We start from the raw sequence: 14,782 nt of genomic DNA, 5'->3' as shown, positions 1-14,782 counted from the left end.
AACGACTCGTCGCCTACCTCGTCCCCACCGACAACAGCACCATCGACATCGGCGACCTCCGCCACGACCTCGGCGTGAAACTGCCGGACTACATGGTCCCCAGCGCCTACGTGACCATGACCGCCCTACCGATCACCGCCAACGGCAAACTCGACCGCAACGCCCTGCCCGCTCCGGAACGACACACCACCGTCGAGGACACCCCCCGCACCGCCCGGCAGGACGTGCTCTGCCGGCTCTTCGCCGACGTCCTCGGCCTGCCCGACGTCGGCACCGGCGACAACTTCTTCGACCTCGGCGGCCACTCCCTGCTCGCCACCCGCCTGGTCAACCGCATCCGTACCACCCTCGGCGTCGAACTCGGCGTCCGGCAACTCTTCGAGAACCCCACCGTCGTCGCTCTCGAACCCCACCTGACCTCGGCCCGGCCCGCCCGTCCCACGCTGCGTGCGCGGTCGACGGGCAACCGCTGAGCCACAAGCGGAAGGAACCCTCCCGTGACGCTGCCTCCGGCCCTGCTCAAGGGCGACGAACTGTTCGAGCACGACGCCAGTGCCCCCTACGACGCCTCCCGCGACCTCTCCAAGTACCTGCTGATGCACTACGGCAGCCTGGAGGACCTGTTCAACCGGGGGCAGCATCCGCTGGCCGCCGCGCACGGGTACTGCCAGCGCCTCTCCGACCTGCTGCGCTCCTGCGCGGAGCGCACCGGGACGACGGTGGCGCGCGCTCTCGACATCGGGTGCAGCGTGGGCGGTGTGACACACGCGCTCAGCGGTTGGGTGCGCGACGAGGTGGTCGGCGTCGACGTCAGCCACCGCTCGATCGAGATCGCCCAGACGCTGACCGAGCACGGTGGCGGCACGTTCTGCGTCATCGAGCAGGGTCCCTTCTACCGCGAGATCGTGGTCCGCATCGACGAGCCCGGCCGGCGCGCCGGGGTGACCTTCGAGGTCGGCGACGCGAACGCGCTGCGGGCCCCGGAGCAGGCGTACGACGCGGTCGTGCTCTCCAACGTCCTGGACCGCGTGCAGCAGCCGGCGGCCTGCCTGGAGCAGTTCTCCGCCTCGGCGGACATCCTCCGCAGCGGTGGCCTGATGATGGTCGCCTGCCCCTGGTCGTGGTATGCCGAGTACAGCGCCCCGAGCGAGTGGCTGGGCTCGGCCGCGACCGCCACGCCGAGCGAGGAGGCCCTCCGGGCCCTGCTGCGGGACGGCTTCGAACTGGTCGCCGAGGTCGACGAGCCCGGTGTGCTGCGGCAGAACCCCCGCGAGTACGACTGGTTCGACTCACACGTCACCGTCTGGCGCAAGCGGTGACCGGATCGTTGACCATGGGGGACGAGGCGGTGCTCCCGCTGTCCTACGCCCAACGCCGGCTCTGGTTCATGTACAAGCTGGACGGCCCGTCGGCGACGTACAACGTTCCGCTGATCAACCGCTTCAGCGTCCCGGTCGACCCGGACGCGTTGTGGGCGGCGGTGGCCGACGTGGTCGCCCGGCACGAGGTGCTGCGGACGGTCTACGTCGAGATCGACGGCGAACCGGCGCAGCGGGTCCTGCCCCCGGCCGAGGCACGGATCGACACCGCGCACGAGACGGTCGCCGCCGACGAGGTGGACGCGCGGGTGGCCCAGCTCTGCACGCGCGCGTTCGACCTGTCCACCGAGCTCCCGCTGGCGGTACGGCTCTTCACGGTCGCCGACGACGACCACGTGCTGGTGCTGGTCCTGCACCACATCGCGGCCGACGGCGCGTCGATGGGGCCGCTGGGTCGGGACCTGTCCGAGGCGTACGCGGCCCGACTGGCCGGCGCGGCCCCGGCGTGGGAGCCGTTGCCGGTGCAGTACGGCGACTACACGCTCTGGCAGCGGGACCTGCTCGGCACCGACGACGACCCGGCCAGCGAGCTGACCCGGCAGTTGGACTTCTGGCGGCGCAACCTGCGGGGGCTGCCGGAGGAACTGACGCTGCCCACCGACTTCCCCCGGCCGGTCCAGTCGTCCCATCGGGGCGGCACGGTCGAGTTCACCGTCGACGCACAGACCCACGGGCGACTGCGGAGCCTGGCCCAGGCGGAGCAGGTGACCGTGTACATGGTCGTCCAGGCGGCCATCGCCACCCTGCTCACCCGCCTGGGCGCCGGCACCGACGTCCCGTTGGGCACCGCCGTGTCGGGCCGGTCGGACGAGGCCCTGGACGACCTGGTCGGGTTCTTCGTCAACTCGCTGGTACTGCGCACCGACACCTCCGGTGATCCGACCTTCGTCGAGCTGCTGCACCGGGTCCGGACGCTGGACCTGGCCGCGTTCGACCACCAGGACCTGCCGTTCGAGCGGCTCATCGAGGAGCTTCAGCCGACCCGCTCCCTGTCCCGGCATCCGCTGTTCCAGGTCTTCTTCATGGTGGCCAGTGGCGGGACCGAGGACGTGCCGCTGCTCGGGCTGGCCGGCGCGCCGCAACGTTCCGCCCACGACGTGGCCAAGTTCGATCTCTCCTTCGTCCTCGCCGAGCAGCGGGACGCGGCCGGCGAACCGGCGGGAATCAAGGGCCTGGTCGAGTACGCCCAGGACCTGTTCCAGCCCGACTCGGCGCAGGCCGTCGCCGAGCAGTTGGTCCGGGTGCTGACGGCGGTGGCGGCCACGCCGCGAGCGCCGATCAGCGGGATCGATCTGCTGGACGAGGCCACCCGGAACCGACTGCTCGGCACGGCCAACTCCACCGCGCGTCCGCTGCCGGACGGTTCGATCCTGGACATGATCGCCGATCAGGTCGCGCGGCGGCCGGAGGCGGTCGCGGTGGTCGCCGGGGACCGGGAGCTGACCTACCGGGAGCTCGACGAGCAGGCCGACCGGTTGGCCGGCATCCTCCGGCGGTGCGGGGTGGGTCCGGAGCGGTTCGTCGCCCTGCCCCTGGACCGGTCGGAGCGGCTGCTCGTGGCGATCCTGGCCGTGTGGAAGGCCGGTGGGGCGTACCTGCCGATCGACACCGAACATCCGGCGGACCGGATCTCCTTCATGCTCGACGACGCCCGGCCGGTGTTGATGCTGACCGACCGGGAATCCGCGGACGCGTTGCCCGACGTCGACGGGTGTCCCCGGATCGTGCTGGACGAGGCGGTGGCGACCGGGCTGCTGCCGCAGGCCGCCGACGCCGTCCGCCCGGTGGTGGCGCCCGGCAACGCCGCCTACGTGATCTACACGTCCGGATCGACGGGACGGCCCAAGGGCGTCGTCGTGTCCCACGCCAACCTGGTCAACTACCAGGTCGCCATCGCCGAGTTCCTGTGCCTGACCGAACGGGACCGGCTCGCGGCGATCACCACGGCGGCGTTCGACATGTCGGTCCTCGACCTGTTCGCCCCGCTGGTCGCCGGGGCCACGGTGGTGCTGGTCGGTAGGGACGTGGTGCACGACCCGACCATGCTGGCGGAGGTGGTCCGCGACCGGGGCGTCACCGTCATGCAGACCACGCCGAGCCTGTGGCAGGTGCTCCTGGCGACCGTGCCCGAGGCGATGCGGGGCCTCATGTTGATCACCGGGGGCGAGGCCCTGTCCCGCCAGCTCGCCGACCAGATGCGTGCCGTCGGCCGTCGGGTGATCAACGGTTACGGCCCGACCGAGACGACCGTCAGCTGCACGGACGCGGTGATCGACGACCGGCCCGGCCCGCCGTCGATCGGGCATCCCGTCGCCAACACCCGGGCGTACGTCCTCGACGGGCGCCTGCGTCCGGTGCCGGAGGGCACGGCGGGCGACCTGTACGTCGGGGGCGCCGGCGTGACCCGGGGCTACCTGGGGCGGTCGGGGCTGACCGCCAGCCGCTTCGTCGCCGACCCGTTCGGCGAGCCCGGCGCGCGGATGTACCACACCGGGGACCTGGTCCGGTGGGCGCGTGACGGTCACCTGGAGTACCTGGGCCGCACCGACGACCAGGTCAAGATCCGTGGTTTCCGGATCGAACTGGGCGAGATCGTCGCGGCGCTCGACGCGCACCCGGACGTGGCCGCCTCGGTGGTGACCGTCCACACCGGCGGCAACGGTGACCGCTCCCTGGTCGGCTACCTCGCCCGACGACCCGGGACCGAACCGGACCTCGACGGCGTCCGGGCGCACCTGGCCGCCCGGCTGCCCGACTACATGGTGCCCCCGTCGCTGGTCGTGCTGGACGCGCTGCCGCTGAACGCCAACGGCAAGGTGGACCGGGCGGCGTTGCCGGAGCCGCAGCGGCGGACCGGCGGACGGCCGCCGGCCACGCCCCGCCAGCAGATCCTCGTCGACCTGTTCGCCGAGGTGCTGGGGGTGCCGAACCCGGGCGTGGACGAGAGCTTCTTCGACCTGGGTGGGCACTCGCTGCTCACGCCCCGCCTGGTGAACCGGATCCGGGCGGTGCTCGGCGTCGACGTCGGCGTCCGGACGGTGTTCGCCGCGCCGACCGTCGCGCAGCTCGACCGTCTCCTCGACCACGACCAGCCGACCGGGCTGGAACCGGTGCTGACCTACCGCCGTGCGGGCGAGCGGACCCCGGTGTTCGTGCTGCCGCCCGCGAACGGGCTCGGCTGGGGCTACTCGGCCCTTCCCCGGCACGTCCCGCCGGGGCACCCGATCCACGCGCTCCAGGACCCGAGGCTGGCCGGCGGGACGGTGGACGACCGCAGCGTGGCCGACCTGGCCGCCGGGTACCGCGACCAGATCACCGCGATCCAGCCCACCGGTCCGTACGTGCTCGCCGGATGGTCGTTCGGGGGCACCCTGGCCCACCGGGTCGCGGTGGCGCTCCGGGCCGGTGGCGCCGAGGTGGCGCTGCTCGTCCTGTTCGACGCCCGGCCGGGTGGCGAGGGCCCGTACGAGCCGACCGAGGAGGAGGCCCACTACGTCGCCCTGGACGGGGTGAACACCGACGCGGGTCGGACCCGGCGGGAGCAGCTCGTGGCCGCGCAGAGCCCGCTGGCCTCGTTGGACGACGCGACGCTGGACCGGCTGGTCGCGGTGACGGCGGCGAACATCCGGGCGATGTCCGTCAACTCGCCCGCCCGGTTCGACGGTCCGACCCTCGGCTTCGTCGCGACCCGGCACAACAAGGACTCCGACCTGCTCTGGCAGCCGTTCCTCACCGGCGGGGCGGAGTTCCACGACCTGGACTGCGGTCACCTCGACATCGTCCGGACGGACGCCATGTCCCGAATCGGCCCGATCATCGCGGAAAGGATGAGCGACCTTGACTGAGCGAACGGTCAAACGACTGACCAGGAGCCGGAAGCGGATGTGGGGTTGGACATACCGATGATGCCCACCGCACTGCTGCCCCACCCGGGCCTGATCCGCGCCACGCCGCCGCCGGCGCTCGAGTCGACGGCCATGGCCCGGATCCTGGCCGTCGGCACGGCGACCCCGGAGACGGCCTACTCCCAGCGGGAACTCCTCGACATCTTCGACATCCGGGATGCCAGGATCCGCTCGGTCTACCTGAACAGCGCCATCGACCGGCGGTTCCTCACCCTGCCGGAGCCGGACGCCGACGGTGTGCGCGCGATGGAGACCACCGGCCAACTGCTGGCCAAGCACAAGGCACAGGGCATCGCGATGGGCAGTCGCGCGGTGCAGGAGTGCCTGAAGCAGATCGGCGCGGACCTCTCCGACGTCCACTACCTGCTCTGCGTCACCTCCACCGGGTTCCTCACCCCGGGCTTCAGCGCCCTGCTGATCCGGGAACTCGGCCTCGACCGGCACACCAGCCGCGCCGACATCGTCGGCATGGGCTGCAACGCCGGGCTGAACAGCCTCAACGCGGTGGCCGGCTGGGCCCGGGCCCACCCCGGCGAGTTGGCCCTGATGGTCTGCATCGAGGCCTGCTCGGCCGCGTACGTCTTCGACGGCACCATGCGGACCTCGGTGGTGAACAGCCTCTTCGGCGACGGGTCGGCGGCCATCGCGGTGGTCGCCGGAACCGAGCCCGACCCGGCCACCGACCAGCCGCTCACCCCGCGCGTCATCGACTTCACCAGCTGCATCATCCCCGAGGCGGTGGACGCGATGCGCTACGACTGGGACAGCGCGCAGAACGGGTTCAGCTTCTACCTCGACCCGGACATCCCGTACGTCGTGGGCGCGCACGCCCGGCTGACCGTGGACCGGCTGCTCGGTCGGGCCGGCCTGCGCCAGTCCGACATCGCGCACTGGCTCGTGCACTCCGGCGGCAAGAAGGTCATCGACGCCGTCGGCGTGAACCTCGGCCTGACCCGTTACGACCTGCGGCACACCACCGGCGTCCTGCGCGACTACGGCAACCTGTCGAGCGGGTCGTTCCTCTTCTCCTACGAACGCCTGATCCAGGAGGGCACCGTCCGTCCCGGCGAGTACGGCGTCCTCATGACGATGGGGCCCGGCTCCACCATCGAGACCTGTCTGGTCCGCTGGTGACCCGCCCGGCGCACCTTCCACCCCTGCCACCCCACACGGGAGAAGACATGCAGCTCCAGCATTCCATCGACGGAAGCGAGCCGCTCGCTCCGGCGACCGTCGCGGCGCTCGACGCCTTCATCGACACCGTCGAGGACGCGCCCGCCGGTGCCGTCGCGCTGCTCGACCTCACCGGCGTCCCCTCGCCGACCGCCACCGACCGGCCGCCGCTGGCCGTGGTGAACCGGTGGGAGCGGGTCCTGCGCCGCCTGGAGCGGGCCGGCACGACGACCGTCGCCGTGGTCCGCGGGGACTGCGGCGGCACCGCCGTCGAGGCCCTGCTCGCCACCGACCTGCGGGTCGCCACCACCGACGCCCGGCTGCATCTGCCGGTCACCGACGGGGGCGCCTGGCCCGGGATGGGCCTCTACCGGCTGGCGAACCAGGTCGGGTATGCCCGGCTGCGGCGCTCGGTGCTCTTCGCCGACGCGATCCCCGCCGCCCGGGCGCTCGCCCTGGACCTCGTCGACGAGGTCACCGACGACGTCGCGACGGCCGTCGCGGAGACCGTCGCCGCGCTCGCCGCCACCGCCGGCCCCGACGTCGCGGTCCGCCGCCAGCTCATGCTCGACGCGACGACCATCCCGTTCGAGGAGGCCCTCGGCCGTCACCTCGCCGCCTGCGACCGGCTGCTGCGGCGGCCCCGCTCGGAGGGGGCACACGATGTCGCGGCTCTCGTCTGAACCGGTCGGGGCCCGGCCCGCCGCCCGCGAGGTCACCGCTGCCGCGGCACGGGTCGACGACCTGCTCGCCACCCTGCCCGGACCGGCCCAGCGCTCGCCGGAGCAGCGGGCGGCCGTCACCGAGGCCCGCCGGCAGGCCCGGGACCTGGCCGACGGGTTCCTGCGCGGGCACGTGGACCGGCTCTACGACGAGGTGACCGGGGAGCGTTCCCGCCACCTGCGGCTGGACGAGGTCTGCGCGGCGGTCGCCGAGGCGGTGCCCGGTCTCGTGCCCACTCCCGCGCAGGTCGCCGCCGAGCTGCGGCTGCCCCCGGCGGAGAAGGAGGGGCTGGACATCGACCAGAGCATCCTGGTCAGCCACCTGCTCCGGTCGGACCTCGCCGGGCCGCACCTGCTGGAGGCCATGCGCCGGCCCACCGCGCGGGCGCTGGCCCTGCTGCCCGAGTTCGCCCGCACCGGCGTCGCCCGGCTGGACTCGGTGCGTGTCGAGGTCCGGGACGGCGCGGCCCACCTGACCATGCAGCGGGACGACTGTCTCAACGCCGAGGACAACGCTCAGGTCGAGGACATGGAGACCGCCGTCGACCTGGCTCTGCTGGCGCCGTCGGTGCGGGTGGGTGTGCTGCGCGGCGGGGTGATGACCCATCCCCGGTACGCCGGGCGCCGCGTGTTCAGCGCCGGCATCAACCTGCGGTGCCTCCAGGCCGGGCAGATCTCCTACGTGGACTTCCTGCTCCGGCGGGAGCTGGGCTACATCGCCAAGATCGTCCACGGGCTGACCGGTGAACGCGACCGGGCCTGGGACGGCGACGTGGTGCAGAAGCCGTGGATCGCCGCGGTGGACTCCTTCGCCATCGGTGGTGGCGCGCAGCTCGTGCTGGCCTGCGACCGGGTGGTGGCCGAACGGGACGCCTTCTTCAGCCTGCCGGCGGCTCAGGAGGGGATCGTGCCGGGGGTGGGTAACCTGCGCCTCGGGCGGGTCGCCAACGGCCGGTTGTCCCGGCAGGTCATCCTCGCCGGGCGGCGGGTCTCGGCGAGCGAGCCGGACGGGAAGCTGTTCTTCGACGAGGTCGTCCCGGCCGAGGAGATGGACGCGGCGGTCGCGGCGGAGGTGGCCCGGATGGACGCCCCGGCGGTGGTGGCGAACCGGCGGATGCTCAACCTCGCCGAGGAACCGCAGGAGTGGTTCCGGGCGTACCTGGCCGAGTTCGCCGTCCAGCAGGCCCGCCGGCTCTACAGCGAGGACGTCATGCACAAGGTCACCCGCTTCGCCGCAGCCCCGCGGGCGGCGGCGGTGACGGACTGACCGGAGAGAGAAGGAGCGCGCAACGGTGACGCAGGACGTCGACGAGCCCCGGGTCCGGTACGAGAAGCGGGGCCGGGTCGCGTACGTGACGCTGAACCGGCCGCACGTGCTCAACGCCATGGACCTGCGGACGCACGAGGAACTCGGGCGGGTGTGGGACGACTTCGAGGCCGACGACGAGCTGTGGGTGGCGGTGCTGACCGGCGCCGGTGACCGCGCGTTCTCCACCGGACAGGACCTCAAGGAGCGGGCCGACCGGGACCGTGCCGGGTCCGGTCCGACCACGTTCGGCAGTCGGGGGCAGCCCGGCTGGCCCCGACTGACCGAACGGTTCGAGTTGTCCAAGCCGGTCGTGGCCCGGGTGCACGGCTACGCCCTGGGCGGCGGCTTCGAGTTGGCGCTGGCCTGCGACATCGTCGTGGCGTCCGAGGACGCGGTGTTCGCGCTGCCGGAGGCCCGGCTCGGCCTGGTCGCCGGCGCGGGTGGGGTCTTCCGGCTGGCCCGGCAGCTGCCGCTGAAGACGGCGATGGGTCACCTGCTGACCGGTCGCCGCCTGGACGCGCGGCGGGCGTGGCAGCTCGGGCTGGTCAACGACGTGGTGCCGGCCGACGAGCTCGACGACTGTGTCGCGGGTTGGGTGGCCGACCTGCTGCGCAGCGCTCCCCTGGCGGTCCGGGCCATCAAGCAGGCGGCGATGCGGTCGGTGGACATGCCGCTGGAGGCGGCGTTCACCGCCCACTACGAGTGGGAGCAGCGGCGGTCGACCAGTCAGGACGCGGTGGAGGGGCCCCGGGCGTTCGTGGAGAAGCGCGATCCGGTCTGGGAGGGCAGGTGACCGACCCGTCGAGAGGACTACCGTAACGAGCTATCGCGATATATCGTTGCGGTGTCCACACCCGACGGAGGTCGACCGATGCCCGAGCACCACCCCGGGGCTCCCCGTCACGTCCACATCGGACCTGACGGGGCCCCGGACACCCTGCCCCCGTTCCCGCCCCTGCCGGCCAAGCCGGCTCCTCCACCTCCGCCCCCGCCCCCACCTCCGCCCGCGCCGCCCGGCGGGGGACGGGCAGGCCGGATGCGCCGGGGCGACGTCCGGGCCGCCCTGCTGGCGTTGCTGCACGAGCAGCCCCGCAACGGCTACCAGCTCATCCAGGCCGTCGCCGAGCGCAGCGGCGGCCGGTGGCGGCCCAGCCCCGGCTCGGTCTACCCGGCACTGGCCCAGCTGGAGGAGGAGGGCCTGGTCGGGGTCACCGGCGCCGGGGCGGACCGGCGCTGCCACCTCACCGAGGCCGGTCGCGCCTTCGTCGCGGCGAACGAGGACCGCGTCAACGAGCCGTGGCGGGCGGTCGACCGGCTGCCGCCCGACCGGGGCGTCGAGGTACGCCGCGCCCTCGACGGGCTGGCCTCGGCGGCGGCCCAGGTGACCGCGACCGGCAGCGACGAGCAGCTGGTCCGGGCCGGGCGGGTGCTGGACGCGGCCCGACGCGACCTCTACCGCATCCTCGCCGACGACGACCCGCCCGCCGGCTCCTGAGTCCGTTCCGACCCGACCCCCGACAGGAGAACCCGCGATGAGTGCCCAGCCCGGCGGCACGGCCGTGCGCGACACGGAGGTGGTCGCCGAGAAGCCGCTCCGGCGCAACCGCGACTTCCAGCTGCTCTGGAGCGGCTCGGCCTTCGCCTTCCTCGGTCGGGAGATCACCGACCTGGTCTACCCCCTGATGGTCCTGGCCATCACCGGGTCCCCCGCCTGGGCGGGCGCGTTCGGCGGTGTGCAACTGTTCATGGCCCTGCTGGTCGGCATCCCGGCGGGCAGCGTCGCCGACAGCTACGACCGGCGGAAGCTGCTCATCGTGATGGAGATCGCCCGGGCGACCGCCGCGACGAGCGTCCTGGCGGCGGTGCTCCTCGACGCCGTCACCCTGCCGCACCTGCTGAGCGTGGCCGTCGTGGTGGGCACCGTGGGACCGCTCGGCGGCTCGGCGCGGATGCTCCTGGTCCGGGCGGTCGTACCGCCCCGGCAGCTCACCGCCGCGCTGACCCAGGAAGAGGTGCGCACGCACGCGGCGGCCCTCGGCGGTCCCCCGCTGGGCGGCCTGCTCTACGGCCTCGCCACCCTGCTGCCCTTCGTCGCCACCGCGGTGTCGTTCACGGTGTCGTTGGTCTGCGCGATCTTCGTCCGTGTTCCCCGTCGCGACGACGCCCCGGCCGCGCCCGCCGAGGCGGGCGGGACGGTCCGTCGGGCCCTCGCCGGACTCGCCCTGCTCTGGCGGGTGCCGACCCTGCGGCACAGCACCATCTTCGCGATGGCGCTGAACGCGGTCACCGCGCCGCTCTTCCTCATCGTCATGGTGATGCTGGACCGCGCCGGGGCCTCCCCCACCATGATCGGCTTGACCTCGGCCGGACTGGCGGTCGGCGGGCTCGCCGGCACCCTGCTGGTCCGTCCGTTGCACCGCGCGCTCTCCCCGGGGACGCTGATGCTGGTCCTCGGCGGCACGGCGGTGGCGTTCATCAGCGCGCTGGCCCTGCCGCTGGGAGCCTGGTGGCTGGCGACCGCGCTGTTCCTGCTCGGTCTCGGCGGCCCGTCGATGCGGGTGCTCGTCGACATCCTGATCTTCCGGCAGGTGCCCGACGAGCAGCGCGGTCGGACGTTCACGGCGTTCATGACGGTGCTCGGGGCCGGCGCCTCGCTCGGCCTCTTCGCCTCCGGCCAGCTGCTGGAGCGGCTTCCCGCCGCGTACGCGATCCTCACCCTGGCCGGCGTCCTGGCCCTCGCCGTCGGGTGGGCCTTCACCGACCGGCGGATCCGCGAGGCCCGGTGGCCGGACGAGTCGCGGTAGCGGTCAGCGCCAGCGGACCGACACCAGTCCGAGCTGCGCGGCGGCGACACCGAGGCCGAACCGGCCCTGCACCCCCAACTGCTCCCCGATCAGCGCCACCCGACGGCGGACGGTGCGCGGACTGACGTTCAGCCGCAGCGCCGTCGCCTCGTCGGTATGTCCGGCGGCCAGTTGGCGCAGGATGTCCCGGTCCAGCTTGCTGACCTCTAAAGTGGGCAGGGATTCGCCAGCGGTCGGGGCGTCGGCGAGTCCGTTGTGGACGGGCATGGGTCGTTCCTCCTGAGTTCACTGGACCAGCCATGCCGCGGCCGGCCCGCCCCAGTGTCGCAAGCCCTGCCTTCCCAAACGCTTCCCGTCCGGTTCCATCGATGACCGTAACATTGCTTGTGTGCCACTTCGTTACGGCGGAAGTTCCGACACGTAGGGCGGGGACGCCGTCGCGAGGAGTATCGTCGCGGAAACTGCGACCCGGGGGGGGTGTGGGGTGGAAGTTCGCATACTGGGACCGGTGGAGGTGTGGCACGCCGGCGCCCCGGTGCGTCTCGCCCGGCGCCAGCAGCGGCTGATCCTCGGCATCTTCGCACTCCGCGCCAACGAGCTGGTCTCGTCCAACCAGCTGATCGACCTGCTCTGGGGCGACTCGCCACCCCGTCAGGCGCGGGCCGTCGTGCAGACCCGGGTCAGCGAACTGCGCGCCGTCCTCAATGGTTCCGCCGACGCGGCGGTGCGCCTGCGTACGCGGGGCGGCGGATACCTGCTCGAGTCCGCGCCCGAGGCGATCGACGCGCAGCACTTCCTCACCCTGGTCCGGGCCTCCCGCGCCGAGCGGGACGGCCACGCCGCCATCCGGACCCTACGCCGGGCCCTCGACCTCTGGCGGGGGCCGGTGCTGGGCGGGGACGTCCCCAACGAACTCTGCGCGACCCTCTGCCAGGGCCTGGAGTCCGCCCGCCTGACCGCCACCGAGGAACTCTTCGACCTGGAACTGGGGCTCGGCAACCAGCAGCGCATCGTGGACGAACTCCTCGCCACCGCGCGGGTCAACCCCGCCCGCGAACGGCTCGTCGGCCAGCTCATGCTGGCCCTGACCCGGGTCGGCCGCAGCGCCGAGGCGCTCAGCTACTACGACGAGTGGCGTCGGTGGCTCGCCGACGAGTTCGGCGTCGACCCGCAGCCGGACGTCCAGCGGCTGCACCTGTCCATCCTGCGCGAGGGGGAGGGCGAGCCGCCGGCCGAGCCCCCGGACGACACCCTGCCGATGGGGGTGGCCGACCAGTCGGGGGTGGCCTTCCGGGGCGGGGTGCCCCGACTGCTGCCGCCGGACGTGAGCGACTTCACCGGACGCACGACGGAGATCGGCCGGATCCGCCGGCTGCTGACCGCGCCAACCCGTACCGGGGTGGCGGTGGTGGCCGTGACCGGCCCCGGCGGGGTCGGCAAGACCGCCCTGTCGGTGCACGTCGCACACACGCTCCAGGAGGACTTCCCCGACGGTCAGATGTACGCCAACCTGCGCGGACCGGACCACCGCACCCCGATCGACCCCTCCGAGGTGCTCGGTCGTTTCCTGCGGGCGCTCGGCGTCGACGGCGCGGCCGTGCCGGAGACCATCGAGGAACGGGCCGACCTCTACCGTGACCTGCTCGCCGAACGCCGGGTGCTGGTGGTGCTCGACAACGCGGCCTCCGACGACCAGATCGCCCCACTCGTGCCGGCCGGACGCCGGTGCGCGGTCATCATCAACGGTCGCACCCACCTCGGTTCGACCTTCGGCGCGCCCGCCCTGCGCCTGGAGATCTTCGAGCCGGGGCAGGCGGTGGAACTGCTGGGACACGTCGCCGGCACCGCCCGGCTGCGGGCCGAGCCCGACGCCGCCGCCGAGCTGTGTCGCCAGTGCGGGTTCCTCCCGTTGGCGCTGCGCGTGCTCGGTGCCCGGCTCGCGGCGAAGCCACACTGGAGCGTGGCGAAGCTGAGCGGGATGCTGCGTGACGAGAGCGGACGCCTCGACCAGTTCAGCTACCACGAGCTGGACGTCCGGGCGAGCCTGGCGATCAGCTACGCCGGGCTCTCGCCGGCCGCGCAACGGCTGCTGCGCCTGACCGGGCACGTCGACCTGGCCTACACCGACTCCTGGATCGCGGCGGCGCTGTTGGACGTCAGCGCCGCGCAGGGCGAGTCGTTGCTGGAGGAGTTGTTCGACGGACAACTGGTGGACGTCGCCGAGGCCGATCCGGTGAGCGGCTCCCGGTTCCGTCTGCACCACCTCGTCCGTCTCTTCGCCCGCGAGCGCGCCGACGCCGAGGACGACAGCGACGAGCTGACGGCCGCCCGCATCCGGGTGTTCGGCGCCTGGCTGTCCATGGCGGACGGCGCCTACCGGGCGATGCACGGTGGGCCCTACCAGACGGTCCGGGTCTCCGTCGAGCGGTACGCGGTCGACGACGCCCAGCGGGTCCGGTCCGCCGAGGAGCCGGTCACCTGGTTCGAGAGCGAACGGGCCGCGCTGGCCGTGGTCGCCCGCCGGGCCGCGCAGGAGGGCCACGCGGCGGCGTGCTGGGAACTGGTCAACATCACCTCGCCGTTGTTCCAGATGCGACGCTACTTCACCGAGTGGCACGAGCTGCTCGTCCTGGCCCTCGACGCGGCGCAGGCGGCCGGCGACCGGCTGGGCGAGGCGACGATGCTGTACCGCCTCGCCATGCACAGCACCGACCGCCGCGAGTTCGGCCGGGCCGAGGAGTACATCGCCCGGTCGTTGGAACTCTTCGCCACCACCGGCAGCCTGCACGGACGGGCGCTCGTGAATGCCTTTGCCGCGTCGCTCAGCCGGATCAAGGGTCACGAACGCGAGGCACTCGTCCGGTACAAGGAGGTACTGCCGGAATTGGTGGACGCGCGGGACTGGAGTTCCGCCGCGCTCGCACTCCGGGGTATCGGACAAATACATCTGAACCAGCAGGACCATTCGACCGCCGACCACTATTTCGGTCAGGCACTGGACATGTGCCGCCTGGGTGGATCGACAAGACTGGAAGCGCAGGTGCTGTTCTGGCAGGGCATGCTCCGGGTGCGTCAGGAGCGGTTCACCGAAGCCGAACCGCTGTTCTCCCGCGTTCTGTCGGCTAGCCGACAGCTCGGCGACCTCACCGGCGAGGGGCAGGCCCTGCACGGCCTCAGCCTCTGCTACCAGGGCCGTGGCCAGGTGGAACGCGCCCGCACGACCCTGCACACCGCCCTCGTTCTCTGCCGGCAGCCGCGCCCCACGCTGCTGGAGGGAACCATCCGTCGCGCCCTGGCGGATCTCGAATCGGCGACCGGTGGCCGGAACCGGTCAACCGTTCCCATTGGTGCAGACACTCTTCCTCGCGTGGACTAACGTCGATGACACCAGAACGCGAGAGGAAGTCACGATGCAGGAATTCACGGCGCAGTCCACCTCCTACCGCAACGATTGGGAGTGGCACTGAGTCGACGCCGGAGAGGCCACGAC

The 14,782-nt window shown here is 72.6% G+C and carries 11 protein-coding genes; 10 read left to right on the top strand and 1 reads right to left on the bottom strand.

What is annotated here, in order from left to right; genetic code table 11:
• From QSK20_RS28175 to QSK20_RS28135, 9 genes are all read left to right on the top strand, one after another.
• On the top strand, window positions 1-473 hold a 473-nt coding region (locus QSK20_RS28175; protein WP_285791644.1), incomplete at its 5' end, for a phosphopantetheine-binding protein.
• Between the two features lie 24 nt (window positions 474-497).
• Window positions 498-1,319, top strand: a complete 822-nt coding sequence (locus tag QSK20_RS28170; protein WP_285791643.1) for a methyltransferase domain-containing protein — start codon at window positions 498-500, stop codon at window positions 1,317-1,319.
• Complete coding sequence (locus QSK20_RS28165; RefSeq protein ID WP_285791642.1) at window positions 1,316-5,224, top strand: non-ribosomal peptide synthetase; 3,909 nt, start codon at window positions 1,316-1,318, stop codon at window positions 5,222-5,224. The genes QSK20_RS28170 and QSK20_RS28165 overlap by 4 nt, the downstream gene beginning before the upstream one ends.
• A gap of 57 nt (window positions 5,225-5,281) precedes the next feature.
• Window positions 5,282-6,418 (top strand): 3,5-dihydroxyphenylacetyl-CoA synthase DpgA, encoded by a 1,137-nt coding sequence (gene dpgA / locus QSK20_RS28160; protein WP_285791641.1) that lies wholly within the window; start codon window positions 5,282-5,284, stop codon window positions 6,416-6,418.
• 47 nt (window positions 6,419-6,465) lie between these two features.
• On the top strand, window positions 6,466-7,140 hold the full coding sequence (gene dpgB, locus QSK20_RS28155) for an enoyl-CoA-hydratase DpgB (RefSeq protein WP_285791640.1): 675 nt from the start codon (window positions 6,466-6,468) through the stop codon (window positions 7,138-7,140).
• Window positions 7,121-8,446: a (3,5-dihydroxyphenyl)acetyl-CoA 1,2-dioxygenase DpgC gene (gene dpgC / locus QSK20_RS28150; protein WP_285791639.1), complete on the top strand. Its 1,326-nt coding sequence runs from the start codon at window positions 7,121-7,123 to the stop codon at window positions 8,444-8,446. The genes dpgB and dpgC overlap by 20 nt, the downstream gene beginning before the upstream one ends.
• Window positions 8,447-8,471: 25 nt before the next feature.
• Window positions 8,472-9,281: an enoyl-CoA-hydratase DpgD gene (gene dpgD, locus QSK20_RS28145; protein ID WP_285791638.1), complete on the top strand. Its 810-nt coding sequence runs from the start codon at window positions 8,472-8,474 to the stop codon at window positions 9,279-9,281.
• Between the two features lie 243 nt (window positions 9,282-9,524).
• The gene (locus QSK20_RS28140) at window positions 9,525-9,983 is read left to right on the top strand and encodes a PadR family transcriptional regulator (protein ID WP_285791637.1); all 459 of its coding nucleotides are present in this window, start codon (window positions 9,525-9,527) and stop codon (window positions 9,981-9,983) included.
• Between the two features lie 37 nt (window positions 9,984-10,020).
• Complete coding sequence (locus tag QSK20_RS28135) at window positions 10,021-11,292, top strand: MFS transporter (protein WP_285791636.1); 1,272 nt, start codon at window positions 10,021-10,023, stop codon at window positions 11,290-11,292.
• 3 nt (window positions 11,293-11,295) lie between these two features.
• Here QSK20_RS28135 and QSK20_RS28130 read toward each other — a convergent pair whose 3' ends face one another.
• Entirely contained in the window at window positions 11,296-11,559 is a 264-nt protein-coding gene (locus QSK20_RS28130; RefSeq protein WP_285791635.1) for a helix-turn-helix domain-containing protein, read from the bottom strand.
• Window positions 11,560-11,800: 241 nt separating this feature from the next.
• On the opposite strand from QSK20_RS28130, the gene QSK20_RS28125 reads away from it, so the two are divergent.
• The gene (locus tag QSK20_RS28125) at window positions 11,801-14,668 is read left to right on the top strand and encodes an AfsR/SARP family transcriptional regulator (RefSeq protein WP_285791634.1); all 2,868 of its coding nucleotides are present in this window, start codon (window positions 11,801-11,803) and stop codon (window positions 14,666-14,668) included.
• Window positions 14,669-14,782: the final 114 nt, after the last annotated feature.

Source organism: Micromonospora sp. NBRC 101691, from assembly GCF_030269285.1.
GTDB classification, from domain to species: Bacteria; Actinomycetota; Actinomycetes; order Mycobacteriales; family Micromonosporaceae; genus Micromonospora; species Micromonospora echinospora.
Note: the sequence above shows the minus strand (reverse complement) of the source record. Positions and strands in the feature narration are given on the sequence as shown.